The organism is Mediterraneibacter torques (assembly GCF_044591705.1).
GTDB lineage: Bacteria > Bacillota > Clostridia > Lachnospirales > Lachnospiraceae > Mediterraneibacter > Mediterraneibacter torques.
In genome coordinates this window covers 688,270-705,457 of sequence record NZ_CP172594.1, presented here as the reverse complement: position 1 = coordinate 705,457, position 17,188 = coordinate 688,270, and the positions used below count along the sequence as shown (strand labels likewise).

General features: G+C 41.0%; 13 protein-coding genes. 1 reads left to right on the top strand and 12 read right to left on the bottom strand.

Annotation, left to right across the window (positions count from 1 at the left end; all coding sequences use genetic code 11):
- Positions 1 to 45 precede the first annotated feature (45 nt).
- The 12 genes from ACH9UM_RS03195 to ACH9UM_RS03140 all read right to left on the bottom strand — a co-directional run bounded on the left by ACH9UM_RS03195 (position 46) and on the right by ACH9UM_RS03140 (position 15,657).
- Entirely contained in the window at positions 46 to 813 is a 768-nt protein-coding gene (locus ACH9UM_RS03195; protein WP_009242549.1) for a hypothetical protein, read from the bottom strand.
- A complete protein-coding gene (locus ACH9UM_RS03190; RefSeq protein ID WP_004846453.1) occupies positions 788 to 2,071 on the bottom strand; it encodes a DUF5716 family protein in 1,284 nt (427 codons plus the stop codon). The genes ACH9UM_RS03195 and ACH9UM_RS03190 overlap by 26 nt, the downstream gene beginning before the upstream one ends.
- A gap of 27 nt (positions 2,072 to 2,098) precedes the next feature.
- A complete protein-coding gene (locus ACH9UM_RS03185; protein ID WP_009242548.1) occupies positions 2,099 to 5,398 on the bottom strand; it encodes a DUF5717 family protein in 3,300 nt (1,099 codons plus the stop codon).
- A gap of 208 nt (positions 5,399 to 5,606) precedes the next feature.
- Positions 5,607 to 6,056: an N-acetyltransferase gene (locus ACH9UM_RS03180; protein ID WP_004846455.1), complete on the bottom strand. Its 450-nt coding sequence runs from the start codon at positions 6,054 to 6,056 to the stop codon at positions 5,607 to 5,609.
- A gap of 1 nt (position 6,057) precedes the next feature.
- The gene (locus tag ACH9UM_RS03175; RefSeq protein ID WP_227077157.1) at positions 6,058 to 7,977 is read right to left on the bottom strand and encodes a transglutaminase-like domain-containing protein; all 1,920 of its coding nucleotides are present in this window, start codon (positions 7,975 to 7,977) and stop codon (positions 6,058 to 6,060) included.
- Positions 7,946 to 8,998, bottom strand: coding sequence for a DUF58 domain-containing protein (locus tag ACH9UM_RS03170; RefSeq protein WP_400091944.1), 1,053 nt, complete (start codon positions 8,996 to 8,998; stop codon positions 7,946 to 7,948). The genes ACH9UM_RS03175 and ACH9UM_RS03170 overlap by 32 nt, the downstream gene beginning before the upstream one ends.
- Before the next feature lie 10 nt (positions 8,999 to 9,008).
- Positions 9,009 to 9,962: a MoxR family ATPase gene (locus ACH9UM_RS03165; RefSeq protein ID WP_004846458.1), complete on the bottom strand. Its 954-nt coding sequence runs from the start codon at positions 9,960 to 9,962 to the stop codon at positions 9,009 to 9,011.
- Between the two features lie 204 nt (positions 9,963 to 10,166).
- Complete coding sequence (locus ACH9UM_RS03160) at positions 10,167 to 11,051, bottom strand: sugar phosphate isomerase/epimerase (protein WP_004846459.1); 885 nt, start codon at positions 11,049 to 11,051, stop codon at positions 10,167 to 10,169.
- A 12-nt stretch (positions 11,052 to 11,063) separates the two neighbouring features.
- The gene (locus ACH9UM_RS03155) at positions 11,064 to 12,041 is read right to left on the bottom strand and encodes a sugar ABC transporter substrate-binding protein (protein ID WP_004846460.1); all 978 of its coding nucleotides are present in this window, start codon (positions 12,039 to 12,041) and stop codon (positions 11,064 to 11,066) included.
- Positions 12,042 to 12,064: 23 nt separating this feature from the next.
- The gene (locus ACH9UM_RS03150; protein WP_004846461.1) at positions 12,065 to 13,024 is read right to left on the bottom strand and encodes an ABC transporter permease; all 960 of its coding nucleotides are present in this window, start codon (positions 13,022 to 13,024) and stop codon (positions 12,065 to 12,067) included.
- Positions 13,021 to 14,520, bottom strand: coding sequence for a sugar ABC transporter ATP-binding protein (locus ACH9UM_RS03145; protein ID WP_004846462.1), 1,500 nt, complete (start codon positions 14,518 to 14,520; stop codon positions 13,021 to 13,023). The genes ACH9UM_RS03150 and ACH9UM_RS03145 overlap by 4 nt, the downstream gene beginning before the upstream one ends.
- Before the next feature lie 18 nt (positions 14,521 to 14,538).
- The gene (locus ACH9UM_RS03140; protein WP_400091938.1) at positions 14,539 to 15,657 is read right to left on the bottom strand and encodes a Gfo/Idh/MocA family protein; all 1,119 of its coding nucleotides are present in this window, start codon (positions 15,655 to 15,657) and stop codon (positions 14,539 to 14,541) included.
- A 279-nt stretch (positions 15,658 to 15,936) separates the two neighbouring features.
- On the opposite strand from ACH9UM_RS03140, the gene ACH9UM_RS03135 reads away from it, so the two are divergent.
- Complete coding sequence (locus tag ACH9UM_RS03135) at positions 15,937 to 17,106, top strand: IS110 family transposase (protein WP_009243756.1); 1,170 nt, start codon at positions 15,937 to 15,939, stop codon at positions 17,104 to 17,106.
- Positions 17,107 to 17,188: the final 82 nt, after the last annotated feature.

Here is a 17,188-nt window from a genome sequence, read left to right as displayed (position 1 = left end):
ACCGATTGTAACAGACCAGATTGTAATCTGATCTGCCAATATATATTATGCATGACTTCTTCTATGACTTCGTTTCCACTTTTCCATGATTCCGGGTTCCGGTTCTACAGACACCTCTTGGTTGATCTTATCTACTTCCCTGCGCATCTGGGCGTTTATTTCCATATATTCTTCGCTTTTTGTAATCAAAATATGGTATTCTTCAAGCGACATATATTTGTACGACGCATAAAGATACGGCTTGATCAACGTCTTATCCCCGCAGATCTGATATGCACAATCATACATTTTCGCCGACTCTTGATAGAGGAACAAACGACCGTATGCCGCTCCGAGACTTGCATAAATCTTTCCGTAAAACTTCTCATCTACAGTCTCATCTTTTTCCCCGTTTAAAATAGCCTGATATACAAGAATCGCCTCTTCCACTTCCCCGCTTTCAAGAAGATTGTCGCCTTTAAATTTCTGCCGTTCAATATCTTTTTGATTTTTCAAATGTTCCAAAACATTCTGAATACGAATCATCTCCGGCTCACGATACAAACGAGACGATTTCAAAATAGTTAAAACAAACTTTTCAACCGAACCGTGCAGACGAAGAACGTCTCTTAACTCTGATGCAAGCGCCTTCATCTCCAGTTCCTCGTCAAGCCAGTCGCAAAGCTGCCCGTTCATAATCGTATAATCGATCAAATATAAATTATTACACAGATAGTAGCACAATTCTTCTATTGTAAAAATACGGCAATGGATGCGCGTAATCTCATACGGATGTGCCGCATGTCTGTCATGACAAAGAATTAAATTTCCCATCATTGCCTCCTAAATGTATCGTCTTCTCCGCATGGAAGTCTGTCGCCGGGAAGAAATCTCCAAATCCGGCATCCCTTACGGAAATTCTGCATGTTTTTTCATCAAGAAACAGTGTCTCAAGCTGTAAACGCATGGAATACTCCGCCCTTTTCGGAAATCCGTCAAGAGACAGTGTTTCCGTTCTTACATTTCCCTGAACAAGAGACTCAATCCGAAGCTCGATGTCTTCTACGTCTTCCATGAGCACTTCCCACTGATTATTCGACTCATACCAGTGGTTCCCCCATGAAACGATCGGATACCACATCTCCTGGCCTCCAACCCGCATATTGACCGTAATCTGATCCGTCAGTTTATCTTCTGACAGATATACCGGATTTTCAATATGCATATACAACTTTCTATACGCTGTATAACAAGCGCCCTTACTGTAGAGATTATTACCGATAAATGCTCGCCGCCCGTTGCACAGCACTCGCAAAGATTTCGGATACCAGTCGTTTTCAAAACCTTCTCCTGTCAAAAATACAGAGGAAACAATCCGTTTGTCAAATACGCTCTCTATAAATTTGCTGAACATTGCATCCGCTTCTTTTGCCTTATCTTCATTCAAGACAGGATATACCATCGCAAGTTCCTTCATGTGAGCGCTTGCCACTTCATCTACTGTAACAAACGTCGTTTTTCCGCCTCCCAGCCCCGGCCGAAGCCTCCTAAGCATATACGCTTTGATCTCATTTCTGTCACAGCAAAACAGCGCTGCGTCATACTGCCACAATTCCTTCGGCTGATAAAACAGGTAATTGCAAAAACTCTCCTTGTAATCCTGGATAAAAATATTACGTTTATCAATATTCATCCGTACGGCGATTCCTCTGAGCATCTGCGCCATTTCTTCCGAAAGAGACGGAACTGTAAAAACAATACCGTCGATCTCCGGAAATGACTGAAGCGACATCTGAATAAATTGAGATAAAAGCCACACTGCGTCGTATGTTTCTTCTCCAAACTCGATCTTATCCCCAGCAAGACTTTTGCTTAGAAGTCTCGTTGCGGTAAATCCGTCTTTGATCGTAACAAGTCTTTTCGCTTCTTTTCCATACGCCCACGTGTCTCGCAGTTTTCCTATGATAAGCGGAATCTGATAATTGTCCGTATCCACTTCCAGCGTATCCGGCTCCAAGTCTTTTTCGTTATAAAAACTGATCTGACATGTTTTTTCATTTATCTCATATCCGATGATACTTCCCTGTCCCATGAAAAAACAACCTCCTATTGTTTAATCTTACGCCTGTTCTTTTGTAAAAATCTGCGCTGCAGCCGCATCTTCTCTTGCATATGCCTGAATTTTTTTCTTGCGCTCACTTTCGTTTTTCTCGATCAGGATATCATTCAGTCTTCCATAGCGCCCCGGTTCTCCCTGAACAGTTTCCCGCACACAAAGTTCCTTATCACTTCTGTAAGAGTTTCCGTCGATCGTCTCTTTAAAATAATATTTTAACTTTTCATTTGCAAAAAGAACAAACTTTTTCACATAAATATTTTCATACATCGGAGTAAGCACTTCCGTCGAATAATCGGACGATTCTTCTCCTCCTTTTTGCAGGCTGTAATAAAGCATTACCCTGCTTCCCTTCTGACCTTTATACTCGATCAGTGTTTTATCCCAAAGCTGCAGTTCAATCAGCCAGTCTTTTTCATATGAAAGAAAGAACGGAAAATAAATCTGCTTTCCACACAATTCCTGAAGGAATTTCTTTAACGTCTTTCTTGTCTGCGGACTGTACTCTCTCGTCGAATAGTATTTTAATACCGCTACTTTGCATATATCGATCGTATCCTCGCCCTTTTCATATTCACGGCAGATGATATCGATCACACTCCTGCTGATTTTTCTTTCTTCCACCACATATTCTCTCGACATATACACAAGATACGCCTGCTGAAGCCTGAAATATGCACCTTCCGCATAATACTGCTCAAACACCTGCGCTTCCTGAAATAATTCTTCCGAAAAGAGCATCTGTGTCAGGATCCTCTCTGCCAGCTTATGCGTATGTACTTCATAATCCCGCGCCTCTCTCCAAAGCATCTTCATATCAGATGTCGCGCCGCAGTAATAGCTTGCCAAATACGTCAGGATCACCTTGTCATATTGACCTTTTTTAAACAATTCAAAGCAGACATATGTAAGAAAATCATCATTCTCATAATTATTCTCTCTGATCGTTTTGCTGCAAAGTCCCAAAAGTTCATCTTCTTCGTAATTTTCAACTCCGTTTTCTCTGACGATCTCTGTCGTCAGTTCCTGAACTTCTTCTTCCTCCCGCGTTCTTCTCAGGCCGTTAATATATTTCCTGCACATATCCATATAGCGAAGCTCATAAAAAAGTCTCTGACTCTCATATGGGATAGAATCTGTATAATGCCTTCCGTCTTTTGACTCCCACACAAGCCGATCGGTTTTCGCATACAAGAATACACGCGCTCCGTTTTCCGTATACGGTGATTTCTGAGTAATCGTGCCGTCATCTGCAATAACATGAATAAATTTCATATTCGGCACTTTCGTCGTAATCCGGTATGCATGACATACATCATAAAGCGCTTTTACCCTTTCAGGATTCATAGATGCCTCTACTACAAACCGTTTATAAATGATACGAAGCTGTTCGTCAACATTTCTCCGGTCAAGCTGATTCCATGCAAACGCTTCCATCTCGTCTCTGTAATGAGCGTAAATCTCGCTGCTTTCATCTTCATATGTGATCAAGTTTGAATATAAAAATGCGCATTTATGGTAATCCAATGAATTTCCGTGCATAAAATACAAATATACCGATCTCGGAAGCGCTTTGTGAAAATCCGCCGGAACAACCGAAGCCATATAATATTCATAAAGCTGAGCAATCTTAAGCTCTGCTTCCACCGCTTTTTCATACCACTGAAAATAACAGCTTTCCACACAGTTTCCTTTGATCAGAAGAGTACAGATCGCCGTCAGTATCATCGATTCCTTATACATCTTATAAGAACCGACAAGAACCGCATATAACTGTTTGTCAAAAACTTTCATCTGACTTGCAAGATTTGCAGTGTAAAGCGCCAGTTCTCTTGTCATCAGTTTATGTTTGACTGCAAACAGAAGAACCCGAACTTCAAACATTCCGAGCTTTTTCAGAGAAGAACTCTTTTCCCTGTAACATTTAAACGCCTGTAAATAGAACCAGACGCTATGCGACTTTTCATCATAAAACTGTTTTTCCAAAGCCCGAAGACGTTCACTGTATATTTTATACTCCGAATCCACTTCCACAAGCATACACAAAATCTTCCAACTATCCGGATGCTTCATAAATGACTTGGAAAGCTCTTCCGCAACCTTTCGCTGCCCGATCGTGTCATTTGACAAAAGCGTTGTCAAATACAAATAATATGAACTAAGTTCCACATCCTTACCGATGGCAAAGCGATTATAATTATATGATTCGAGAAGCCATTTCGCCTCTTCCAAACGTTTTCCGATCAGACAGATATGTGCATGCGCAAGAAGATAGAATTCATTTCTGTCATCAACTTCCCTCAGATGGCTGATCCGACGGATTGCTTCCTCGACCCATTCGTTCAGTTCCAGTTTTCCACTTTCATATTTTAAATAGTTTTTAACAATTCCCGCAAACTCTCTGTCGTTTGCACGATAATCCTCATCTCTGCTTATATCTTTTTCTACGACAACCTCATAGGTAAGAGTCTCGTACGGAGATTCTAATATGATCCTGCCGAAATTACTTCCCGGATGAAGTGCTTCCACATTCAGAAAATATTCCAGCCGGTATGAATTTCCGATAAACTCTTCCGTCGTTACACGGGTATGTTCAACAGAGAGGAATTCCCCTTCTGTATGTACGTCGATTTCTAAATATCCCCACGTATTTTTTCTGATAGTAAACGTCTCTTTCCGCGCCTCTGAAAGCGACATAAACGCCCGGCTTTCCTCCTCAAGTGTCAGGAATATCTTCTCTTTTTGCTTACATCCTACGAGAAATTCTTCCAAAGCCTGCTGATCCAGTTCCCATTTCCGCATATTTTCATAAAGCGCCTGGATCCGCTTATCTTCGTATTTCAGTATTTCGTAAAAATCTCTGGAGCGAAACAGCTTTACTGCCTCAGCCGCATCCCGAAAAGACAGCTTCTTAAAATCGTCAAGACTTTGTATCTTCCCATAGCTCGTCATAACATACGGTTTCTCGATAATCGCGGTAAATGCGACATCATACTCGCCGCCGTTGCAAACGATCGTAAACTTCCCATGTTCGACATGCCCCGGCATCAACCCGCTGCCGTCATATGTATAATATATATTGACAGGATTCCCGTCGAAACCTTGTTCGTCACACTGCACACGATAAGAAGAGGGATAGACAAGGCCTCTGATCGTTCCTTCCCCCTGATTTTTCAATGAAAAACTTCCTCTGTATTTTTCCCCTTCTCCGACTCTCATTACAATATGTGTTTCCGGAAATATAATTTCCGGCTGCGGAATATGAAAGTCGCCTTTGGCAAATCGTTTGATCTTATTCTTCAAATCTGTCACCTACTCATCATTTTTGCAGCAGTCCGGGCATGAACGTATCGCGGACTGCTGTCTTTTGCCCTCGGACAAAAGTACGCTACTATGAATTATAACATTGTTCTGTCTCTTCTTGCAATGGGGTATTAAAAGAATTTCAGAGATATTGTATACAAGTATACGATATCTCTGTTTGGCTAAAATGCTCTGTTTTCAAACGATTTTACTTCAAGGGAGCATCTTTGATCATCTGCGCATATTCCAAAGGCTTGTATCCAAGTTTTTTATACAGAGCTACGGCTCTTGTATTATCTTCTTCCACTTCAAGCCTCATCCTTGTCACCGCCGAGCCTTTCACCTTATCAAGATATGCAAAAAATTCCCTTCCGATCCCTTTGGAACGAAACGCTTCCCGCACATACACTTCTTCAATCCACCAAACCATTCCTCCCGCTTCCTGAGAATAAGTTTTCGCGATCAGCCCGTATCCCGCCGCTTCGTTTTCACATTCAAAAAGAAATATCTCGGCATAGACATCAGAGCGAAGCGCCTCATCTGCAGTCCGTTCAAAATAGGTGTCCGGAACCGGATGTAATACGGCATCCGAATGATAAAACTCTCTCGCCATCTCCATATAAGTCTTTTTGTCTTCTGATCTCATTTTTCTTATCATTTTACTTTCTCCTTTTCTTTTTCTTTTTCATAAAACTTGCATCTTTTTCACAAAAAGGCGTTTCAATGCAATAAATATATTTTAGAAGCAGCCGCATTCCGGGATTCATCCGCCTTTTTGCCTCAGCATAAAACTTCCGATACAATTTATAGGATTCTTTCCATATTCTCCGGTCTTTTGTCGGATAATAAAACAAAATGCGCCGCACTTCTTCATAAAAACTATTCCACTCTTCCTCCGAAATCTGAGGATACTGTTTTTTCAGATGTTTCAACCAAACTTCCGAATAATCATCTGTATCCGAATGCCTGTTTCCGAAAATCTGCTTCTTTGGTTTTTCCGTCAGTCTTGCAACTTTAACTACATCGTCATACATTGTAAGAATACCGATTCCGCCCCGAGTCGTCCCAATCTTTCTCCTGTGACGTTTTCCTCTGACTACAGCCTGAATAAAAACGCCTCCAAACGCAGCCCCCGCCACAAAAACAACACACACAATCAACCGAAAAACCTGATTGCTTTTAAAACTGTTTTCTTTCTTTTGTTTTGCCGCATCCGCTCCCTGCATCTCGTTTCTTGAAGATGCCGGCGTATGTTCCATTGTGATCCACTCTCCTGTTTTCTCATCATATACTTCACACCATGCATGTCCCATTGTTCCGTCAACCTGCGCCTCATAAGTTCCGTTTTCTTTTTCTTTAAACGCAGAAGCCGGAACTACCAAACCTTCCACATAAATCGACTGGTAGCCGCACATCCTGTAAAGTAAAGCTGCTGTTGTGGCAAAATGTACACAAAATCCCTTTTTATTTTCAAACAGAAAATACTCTGCAAAATCCCATTTTGCAGGCGTTTTCCCAGGATTCGTATCATAAACTATATTCGACAAAGCTTCGTCAATCTGATTTTTCACAGCAGAAAACGAACTCTTATCCCATCCTTCGCACATTTTTTGCATACGGGTAAGTTCCGAAGGATACTGTAAAAATAGCTCTTCTTTTTCTTCTTCAAAATAATACTTTGAAGAATACACTACCTCTTCTAGTTTTTCATTTGTCCACGCACTGTCCTCATAAGTCGTCCCCCACCTATCATAAAGGTATGTTTTCTTTTTCTCAAGCACAACACATGTAGACACTTCCGAAGACGGCTTAAAAGAAGAAATAGCTTTGAGATCGTCCATTTTTCCGCCCGACGTCATATTGTCATTTTTTCCGTTTTGTTGTGTCGGATCATTTTCCGGCCGGAAAGGATTTTTTTCTTCTATATCTTCTCTGTCATGCTTGCTTTCAGCATCTGTTTTTTCTTCATCTAACTTTTTGCCGTCTTTTTTATTTTTTATTTTTTCAGCCAGTTCTTCTGCTTTTCCGATTACGTTCTCTCTGATTTTCTGTCTCGTTTCCTGATAAAATCCATTCTCGCCTACTCTGATCTGATCGATCTGTTTTCCCGCAAAAACAGAAATTCCCGCAGCAATCCCAAAGACCGCCGAAATCAAAACAAGTGAACGAAAAACCTGTTTAGCTTTGCATCCTTCCATTGCACAGCACGTTCCATACAATACCGCGGCAAAAACCAACATCCACGACGCCCATGGCGGCGGAAATTTTCGCGCGCATGCAGCAGATATAAACGGTGCAAAAATAACCAAATAAGCAATTACGCGCAGCCTCCTTACTTTGAATGCCGCAATCAACAAAATAAATACCGCAAAACTCACGGCAATCTCTGCAAAAATGATTTCTTTTCGTCCTATTTGATTTGCCAGCGCTTCCAAATCAAATACAGATAAAAATGCATTCCGCCATAATAAGACTGCACAAACAGCACTAAGCGCTTTCACAAAATTTATTTCCGGATTTTTCTTTTCCACATCGGCATCCCCACTTTTATAAACGAAGAAACAACTCTTCTTTCCCATCTTTTTTAATCTGTCCCTGTCCATCGATCGTAACTATACTGCTAAACTCTGCCCCTTTAAAACGCTCCCTCATATAGGAATCTCTTTTCTCTGTATTTCCGCACGGCTTTATATCGATCAATTCCCATACCATCTGACAGCAGCTTTCTTCATCTTTCACTTTCACAGTCACAATCTGTTCTGTATCCTCTTCATACCACGCAGCCAGATGAATACATTTTTCTTCAACAAGAGTGATCGATAATGATGATGCTGTCTTTAGCATTTTAGAAAAACCGTTCGCAGTACATTCTTTTTCTCTGATGTCAAACCAGATCAGTACGGCACATCCTAAAGGAAACGCCCTCTCTTTTGCTACAAGCTCTTCTTTCGCGGCAGTCAGTTTCCAATGAATATCTTTTAAAGAATCTTCTCTTCGATACTCTCTCACCTGATAAATTTCAGAAGGATCATCTCCCTTTTTCTCACAGGAATATTCTTCCGCATCTGTTTGAAATTCTCTCGTCTTTCTTGTGATCTCAACAGGCATCAGTTCAAATTCAGGCATGATCTTCACAAATACTGTTTCAGCCTCTCTTCTCCTGATATAAAAAATACAAAGGGGATCATAAATTCTTATTTCATTCAACGTAATTTCCATACTGCCACAAATATTCCCCGGCAGCTCATACCAAAATGTTCTGACATTTTCCGCCTGTATCACTCCCCGTATCCGCTTCTGTTTCTTTTTTTCTTCAATCTTGTTTCCCACAAGGATCACAGCTTCATACCGCATATTCCATGCGGATTGATTTTTTACGGTAATCCCGGCTTTTATCGTCTTTCCTTCTTCACCCATCGAAGGAATACGCGTCATATCTGTTCCGACTTTTCCTCGCTGGATCATCAAAAACCAAAATGATAAAAGCGGATACATTATAACAAATATAAGAAGTCCTGAGATTACAGTATCGTTATACATAAAAAATAAATATATCGTAAGTATAAGAACTGCCAGATATCCGATTATTCTTTTTACCATCTGTTCATCCTCAATATTTCTGTCTCATTGTCGGAGTCGGAACACTCTCCAGAACCCGCCGGATCAGTTCTTCTTTTTTTATATGGCCTACCTTCGCTTTCATATTCAGAATGATCCGATGCTCTGTGACACACGGAAATATTTCCTGTACATCGGAAGGAACGACATATTCCCGTCCATTCAGCCACGCACATGCTTTCGCCATAGCTGTCAACGCGACAGTTCCGCGAGGACTTAAACCTAACTCTGTCCATTCATTTTCCCTTGTTGCTTTTGCAAGTTCCACAATATAACCGAAAATCCGGTCATGTACAAAAACCTCCTTAACTTCTCTTTGCATTTCGATCAATTCCTCTGCATTGACAACCGGATCGATTCGTTCTCTCGTTTTTTCTATTGACTGTTCCCGTTTCAAAATCTCAATTTCCTCTTCTGCCGTCGGATAGCCCATACTCACACAGATCATAAAACGATCAAGCTGTGACTCCGGCAGAAGCTGAGTTCCGGCGGAACCTACCGGATTTTCAGTCGCGATCACAATAAACGGCTCTCCTGTCCTGTGAGTTTTTCCATCAACCGTTACCTGATGCTCTTCCATTACTTCCAAAAGCGCGGACTGCGTCTTTGGCGACGTTCTGTTTATCTCATCTGCCAAAAGAAGATTGCATATAGCTGCACCCGGCTGATACACAAATGTCCCTGATGCTTTATCATATATCGTAAATCCACTCAGATCTGCCGGAAGTACGTCCGGCGTAAACTGCACCCGATTCACCTTAAGTCCCATTGCATGCGAGAACGAAAGCGCCAGCGTCGTCTTTCCCGTTCCCGGAATGTCTTCGATCAGAACATGACCTCCGGCAAGAATTGCTGTCATAACTTTTCTTAAAATATCTGTTTTCCCAACGACTGATTTCTCCACTTCCCCTATAACTGACCGCGCTCGACATCTGTTTTCTTCCATAAGTTATTCTCCCCGATCTTATTCGCTTTTGCCTCTATATTTGCACACGTTTATTATCCTGTTTCATCTACTTATAATCTACTCTATGTACAATATCAAAATCAACCGTTATACAGAATTTTCCGGTAAAAATGTGACAGTTCACCTGCCCATTCATAAAAATGCGGCGAAAATGACCGCTGTCATCTTCGCCGTATATATCGTTTATTCTTTGATTCCTCTTTCTCTTAAATAAGCCGTCTCTTCTCTGTAGAAGTCCAGACACTTTTCAGGAGTCGTATGAGGTTCCATCGTACAAAAACCTGTATATCCGTCTTTTTCAAGCCTCCGCAAAAGTCCGTCTATGTTCACCGCTCCGTCAGATGCATATGGATAATAGATATCATTTCCCGCAAACATCCCCGTCATTTTCCCTCCTCTGCACTGCTTTTCGTGTCCGAATTCAGGATGATAAAAACAACCGTTTTTTATATGTACATGAACAATATACTCCTTCAAAACTTCATATGCATACGGAAAACCTTCATATCCCGCCTGATAATAGTTGGTCGCATCAAAATTTGTTTTAAAATATTCCGAATTCATATGCTCTACAATCGTTTTCATCCCTTCGGGACTTTGAGTAATATCATGAGCCTCATTTTCCAAAGCCAGATAGATTTTCCTATGCTTCGCTTTCCTGATCGCCCGCCCATAATACTTTTCCAATTCAGAAAAAGAAATTTCCGGACCCATTGCGACATGATAACAATAATGATTTACAACTTTTGCTCCCAGCTCATAAGCTATCTCAACAGCTCGTTCTAATTCTCTCGAAAAAAGTTCCGGATCTTTCGCCAATTCTTTATCAAATCCTGCTCCAAAGCATACACACGCTGCTTTTATTTGATATTTCTCCAGTATCTTTTTTGCTTGTTCCACATCTCTGTTTGCATACAAACGTTTATGCAGAAGTGTTTTTCCGACTTTTACAGGAATATTTTCCGGCCATATTTCGATAAAATGAATCCCGTTTTTTTGAAATAAAGATAAAATTTCGTCTAATTCCATCACACTTCCAAGCGTCTCTCCGGATATTGCTGCTTTCATAAGACTCACCTGCTATTTCATATATTCTTTTACATTCTCTTTTGTAACAAGCACAGACGGTACTTTATACTCTGCATCCACCTTTTTCCCTGCTTTCAGATCTTCAAGCATTTCAAACGCTTTTTCAATCTCTGCCTTGGAATCAACATAGATCGTCGCTGCCATTTCTCCTGAATCAACTGCTTTTAATCCTTCATTTGTTGCGTCCAGACCGTAAACTTTAATCTGTTCCGATTTTCCCGCCGATTTCAATACAGACACTACTCCGAGAGCCATTCCATCATTGTTGCAGACGATTGCGTCAATTTCTTTTCCTGAAGCCAGCCAGTTTTCTGCCAAAGGCGCAGCATCCGTAGCTCCCCAGTTGCCTGCCCCTTCAAATACAACTTCTACATTCGGGTATTTTTCAAGAACAGCGTCATAACCACCGCAGATCTGATTTGTCGTATCCTGCCCAAGCGTTCCTGTCATAATCGCAATTTTAGCATCTTCTCCACAATCCTTAATAACCTGTTCCATTTTCAATTCCCCGCCTTGTCTTACATCTACATGAATCAGAGATGTGACCAAGTCGGTTGCCGACACATTATTATGGATAACAAACACCGGAATTCCCGCGTCATGAGCCTCTTTCAACCCTGTCGTCAACCCGTCCACGCTGCACGGTTCAACGAGAATAGCTTCCGCGTTTTCAGAAATAGCCGTCTCAATCTGAGATACTTGTTTCGTAGCATCAAGATCAGCATCCATCAACTGCACTTCATACCCTGCTGCCTCTCCGACCTCTTTAAAATTTTCTGCCATTCCGACCATAAACTCATTCTGTTGGTTACTTACTGTCATAAACACTTTTCCGGATTCTTCTTTTTTCCCTTCTGTCTGTTCTGCTTTCTTATCCGAACCTCCGCCGGATTCACTTGTACAGCCCGCAAAAGCCATCATACACATAGACACACATACTGCCACTGCCAACATCTTTTTCTTCATCATTTTTCCTCCTTAAAACTCATTTTTTAATTTTTCTTTTTCTTTCCTCTTAAATCCAAAAATACGGCGAGTAAAATAATAATTCCTTTAATGATATTTTGATAAAACGAATTTACTCCCATAATATCAAAACTGTTTTGAATAATCGTTAAAATCATTGCCCCGACAACCATGCCAAGAACATTTCCCGATCCTCCGGTCATGCTGACACCGCCGATTACTGCCGCCGAAATAGCGTTCATTTCATACCCTTCCGCCACAGTGCCATTCCCCGACGTAATTCTTGAACAAATCAAAATTCCTGCAATTCCCGATAAAATTCCGCAAAAAACATAAACAAACAACTTTACTTTTGCAGTGGACACACCGCTTAACCTCGCTGCATCTTCATTTCCTCCCACTGCATAAATCCGTCTTCCCAAAACAGTTTTACTCAGGATAATATGTCCCGCTAAAACAGTGATCACAAGGAAAATCACAAGTGAAGGTACTCCTAAAACTCTTGAATTCGCAATCATATTAAACTCTTCAGATAGTCCGAAGATCGGAGTTCCGTTTGTAAAAACAAGGGGAATCCCTCTTGCAATCGTCATCATGCCCAACGTCATAATAAACGGCGGAAATCCAATGTATGATACACCGATTCCATTTATAAGTCCGCACAGCGCCCCAAGTCCGACTCCAACTAAAATAACCAGAGCAATCGGCATATTTTTTTCTGCCACAGCTACAGATGCAGCCATTGTTCCCGATAACGCCATTACAGATCCGACGGAAAGATCAATCCCTCCTGTGATCAAAACAAATGTCATCCCTACGCCGATTACCCCTGTAATAGACGCCTGCTTTATAATATTCAGAAGATTCTGCCCTCTGAAAAAGCTTGGACTGATAACAGATAAAATAAGGATCAGAATAATCATAACCCAGAGTATTGCCGTCTTTTTTACAAATTCCATAACAGAATTTTTACTTAAAACTTTCATTCTTTTTCCTCCTTTCTGTATCCCGATGCAAGAGTCATAATATTTTCCTGCGTCATCTCTTTTCCTCGCAATTCTCCGGTCTGTTCTCCTTCATGCAACACAATAATTCTTTGACTTAACCCGATCAACTCCGGCATTTCCGACGAAATAATAATGATTCCCTTTCCCTTACAGGCTAATTCCTCTATAATCTTATATATCTCTGCTTTTGCGCCAACATCAATTCCTCTTGTCGGTTCATCAAAAATGATAATATCAGGATCATTTAAAAGCCATTTTGAAAGAACAACTTTTTGCATATTCCCACCCGAAAGACTTCCGACAATCTGATCCATTCCCGTAACTTTTGTGTTCATACGGCTGATCATTTCCTCCGCAGCTTTTCTTCCCAACTTTCTTCTATAAAATCCAAATTTGGAAAGACTGCTCTCAATTACAGAAACCGCATTATCCTCGACTGATGCCGTCAAATTCAAACCGTAACGTTTCCTATCTTCGGTCACAAGCGCTATTTTTTGCCTGATTGCATCTTTCGGACTTTGTATTCTGACAGGAACTCCGCCTATTTCAATCTCACCTTCTTCCAGTTTCGCCGCTCCGAAAACAGCCATCATCAATTCTGTTCTTCCGGCTCCCATCAATCCGGCAATTCCAAGTTTTTCACCTTTCCGAAGTTCAAAATCAATCTTTTTAAACTCGCCTTTCCGTGAAGCATGTTTTACTTTAAGGATCACTTCGCCGATTTTACTCTTACTTTCCGGATAAATTTCCGTGATCTCACGCCCTACCATAGCTTTGATCAGATCATTCGGACAAAGATCTTTTGTCTTTTTTGAAAATACATACTGTCCGTCTCTAAGCACTGTAATGCGATCCGATATTTCAAACAATTCATCCATTTTATGAGAAATATAAATGATCCCTGTTCCCTGTTCTTTAAGCATTTTTATATTTTGAAATAATTTCTCCACTTCCGCTTCTGTAATTGCAGAAGTAGGTTCATCCATGATAATAATTCTTGCCCCATAAGAAAGTGCTTTCGCAATTTCCACCATCTGCATTTCAGAAACACTTAATTCTCTCATCAGTACAGACGGTTCCAGATCGATTCCCAACATATCCAAATATCTTTTTGACTCTTTTTCCTGCTCTTTTTTAGACGTAAAGATCCATTTTCTTTTTTCTTTCCCAAGAAATATATTTTCAGCAACAGACATATCCGGAATCGGATTGAGTTCTTGATGAATCATGGCAACTCCGGCTTTGAGCGCCTGATCCGGATTTGTGTACGCTTCATCTGATCCCAAAACAGAAAGACTTCCCGAATCCTTTTTATACATACCCATTAATATTTTCATTAGTGTAGATTTTCCTGCTCCGTTTTCTCCGATCAAGGCATGAACTTCTCCGGCAAAAAGATCAAACTGCACATTCTTCAGGACATTATTCGTCCCAAAAGACTTACAGATTTCTTTCATTTCCAGTAATTTTTCCATAAGTCCCTCCTAAACAGCTTAAAATTCTTCTGCAAAATCCGGTATTTCTACTTCTGCTCCGCCATGGTCTGCTGATTCCTGTGCGCAAATACCGGCCGCCGTATAATTTGCCGAGCGAACCGCATCCATATACGGCTGTCTTCCCTCTACGATCGCATTCACAAATTCATTGCAAAGATGAGGATGAGAACCTCCATGCCCGCTTCCTTGTATAAAGGACGGCTGATTTGGATCTTTAATAGCTGAACGCAACGTATACTTTTGAATCTCTTTTGGCAAAAGTTCCGCTGTGTCCGGAGCTGTAAACTTTGTAAAATCATCAATGCCTGTGAAAATAGTATGTCCTTCGTCTGCCGTCGGCTCCCACTCAAACGACATTTTATCTCCGTAAACATCAAAACACTCTCTTACCTGACGTACTGTCTCGAAAAGACATCTATGTGCCTCTGCTACGATATCGCTGTTTCTCAATCTAAATGTAGCGGTTTCTACCGCATACGGACACCCGTAATGTTCAGCTCTTTCTTTATTTACCCTTCCGCTTCCAAGACACCGCACACTCTTAGCTGTTGTACCGGCCAGATCCAGAATCGGTGACAGTACATGCGTGCCATACCAAAACGGCGGAAATCCCTGCCAGTAGTCTCCCCAGCCTTCCAGAGACATGTTCTGCATATGATCACCTTTTAAATACTGAATTTTTCCAAGTTCACCATTTTCTTTTAATCTCTTTACATAAAGGTATTCTCTTGTATAAAGCGAAGTTTCCATCATCGTATAGATTTTTCCAACTTCCCTGGATGTTTTTACAATCTCTCTCAACTCATCCAAAGATGTCGCCATCGGAACTGTACATGCAGTATGTTTCCCGGCTCTTAGCGCTTTGATCGACTGAGGATAGTGTTCTTTAATCGGCGTCACAATATGAATCGCATCCAATTCTTCATGTGAAATCATATCATCATAATTTGTAAATCTTAATTCTTCCGGAATTCCGAGTTCTTCCCCCACTTTATTTAAAGTTTCGGGATTCCTTGTACAGATCGCCACTTTATCAACAAGCGGATGATCACAGTAAATCGCCGCAAATTCTTTTCCAAATCCAAGTCCCGCTACTCCGATATTTACTTTTTTCATTTTCATTCCTTGTATGATAATTAGGAAGTTAATTATCACACGTTTCCTTTCTTTTAATATCGTGGTTCAATACAATTCAGATACTATGGACTTTTGATTTTTCCCTGTAGCCTTGACTACTCGACTGGAGTGTATTGCCGCTACCTTTATCTGAATTGTTTATTAGCTGGATGTTGCCGGAGTGTTTTTCACTCAGAGTACTTATTTCTATCAAGTCTACGATGATAATCGATGGTGGACATCATGGTATCAGACTTTATGAAAGGGAGGTACAACCTCATGAAAATTTTTGTAGGCATTGATATTGCCAAACTCAACCATTTCGCCGCTGCGATTTCTTCGGACGGTGAAATACTCATTGAGCCGTTCAAATTCACAAACGACGCTGATGGCTTCCAACTGCTGGTCTCTAAGCTCGAATCATTCGATAAGAACAGCATCATCATCGGTCTTGAGTCGACGGCACACTACGGTGACAACCTTGTTCGATACCTTGTTGCTGAGTTCTACCAAGTGTGTGTGTTGAACCCCATCAAAACCTGTCAGATGCGTAAGAACAATGTTCGTAAAACAAAGACAGATAAGGTCGACACATTTGTTATTGCTAAAACTCTTATGATGCAGGATGACCTAAGATTTATTACCTTCTTTGATCTCGATATGATGGATCTTAAGGCCTTGGGGCGCTTTCGGCAGAAAACCATTAAGCAACGCACCCGATTGAAAATCCAACTGACAACCTATGTTGATCAAGTATTCCCGGAGATTCAATACTTTTTCAAATCCGGTCTGCATCAGAATGCTGTCTATGCTCTTTTAAAAGAAGCACCTTCTCCAAAAGAGATTGCTTCCATGCATATGACTCATCTGGCAAATCTGCTCAAAGTGAACTCGCACGGACATTTTACTAAAGAGCAGGCCAAAGAATTAAGAATTCTCGCACAGAAGTCTGTCGGTGCCAACGACAGCGCTATATCTATTCAGATAACTCAAACCATTCAACAAATCGAGTTACTGGATAGCCAATTAGAAAAGATTGAAGCTGAGATGACGGATATCATGAAATTTAACGATTCTGTCATCATGACCATTCCTGGTATCGGTTATATCAATGGTGGAATGATCCTTGGTGAAATAGGCGATATTCACCGTTTCTCCAATCCAAACAAGCTGCTTGCTTTTGCAGGCCTGGATCCTTCTGTTTATCAGTCTGGTAACTTTCAGGCTAAGACAACAAGGATGTCCAAACGTGGCTCTCGTGTTTTACGATATGCTCTTGTAAATGCAGCTTGGAACGTTGTCAGGAACAACGCAACCTTCAAGGCTTATTATGATGCCAAGAGGGCTGAAGGCCGGTCTCACTACAATGCACTTGGGCACTGTGCCGGCAAGCTTGTCAGAGTCATCTGGAAGATGCTCACTGACGAAGTAGAATTTAACCTCGAGTAAGAGATCTGTATACCTATATCGATAGATTTTGAAAAAGCACCCTAAGGGAGCTCTATTAAAGTTACCCTTTTTTACCACCGAT

What these genes read in the sequence shown, in the direction of transcription:
- ACH9UM_RS03195 (WP_009242549.1), bottom strand. Translation starts at nt 813, where the DNA reads ATGGGAAATTTAATTCTTTGTCATGACAGACATGCGGCACATCCGTAT.
- ACH9UM_RS03190 (WP_004846453.1), bottom strand. Translation starts at nt 2,071, where the DNA reads ATGGGACAGGGAAGTATCATCGGATATGAGATAAATGAAAAAACATGT.
- ACH9UM_RS03180 (WP_004846455.1), bottom strand. Translation starts at nt 6,056, where the DNA reads ATGATAAGAAAAATGAGATCAGAAGACAAAAAGACTTATATGGAGATG.
- ACH9UM_RS03175 (WP_227077157.1), bottom strand. Translation starts at nt 7,977, where the DNA reads ATGGGAAAGAAGAGTTGTTTCTTCGTTTATAAAAGTGGGGATGCCGAT.
- ACH9UM_RS03170 (WP_400091944.1), bottom strand. Translation starts at nt 8,998, where the DNA reads ATGGTAAAAAGAATAATCGGATATCTGGCAGTTCTTATACTTACGATA.
- ACH9UM_RS03165 (WP_004846458.1), bottom strand. Translation starts at nt 9,962, where the DNA reads ATGGAAGAAAACAGATGTCGAGCGCGGTCAGTTATAGGGGAAGTGGAG.
- ACH9UM_RS03160 (WP_004846459.1), bottom strand. Translation starts at nt 11,051, where the DNA reads ATGAAAGCAGCAATATCCGGAGAGACGCTTGGAAGTGTGATGGAATTA.
- ACH9UM_RS03155 (WP_004846460.1), bottom strand. Translation starts at nt 12,041, where the DNA reads ATGATGAAGAAAAAGATGTTGGCAGTGGCAGTATGTGTGTCTATGTGT.
- ACH9UM_RS03150 (WP_004846461.1), bottom strand. Translation starts at nt 13,024, where the DNA reads ATGAAAGTTTTAAGTAAAAATTCTGTTATGGAATTTGTAAAAAAGACG.
- ACH9UM_RS03145 (WP_004846462.1), bottom strand. Translation starts at nt 14,520, where the DNA reads ATGGAAAAATTACTGGAAATGAAAGAAATCTGTAAGTCTTTTGGGACG.
- ACH9UM_RS03140 (WP_400091938.1), bottom strand. Translation starts at nt 15,657, where the DNA reads ATGAAAAAAGTAAATATCGGAGTAGCGGGACTTGGATTTGGAAAAGAA.
- ACH9UM_RS03135 (WP_009243756.1), top strand. Translation starts at nt 15,937, where the DNA reads ATGAAAATTTTTGTAGGCATTGATATTGCCAAACTCAACCATTTCGCC.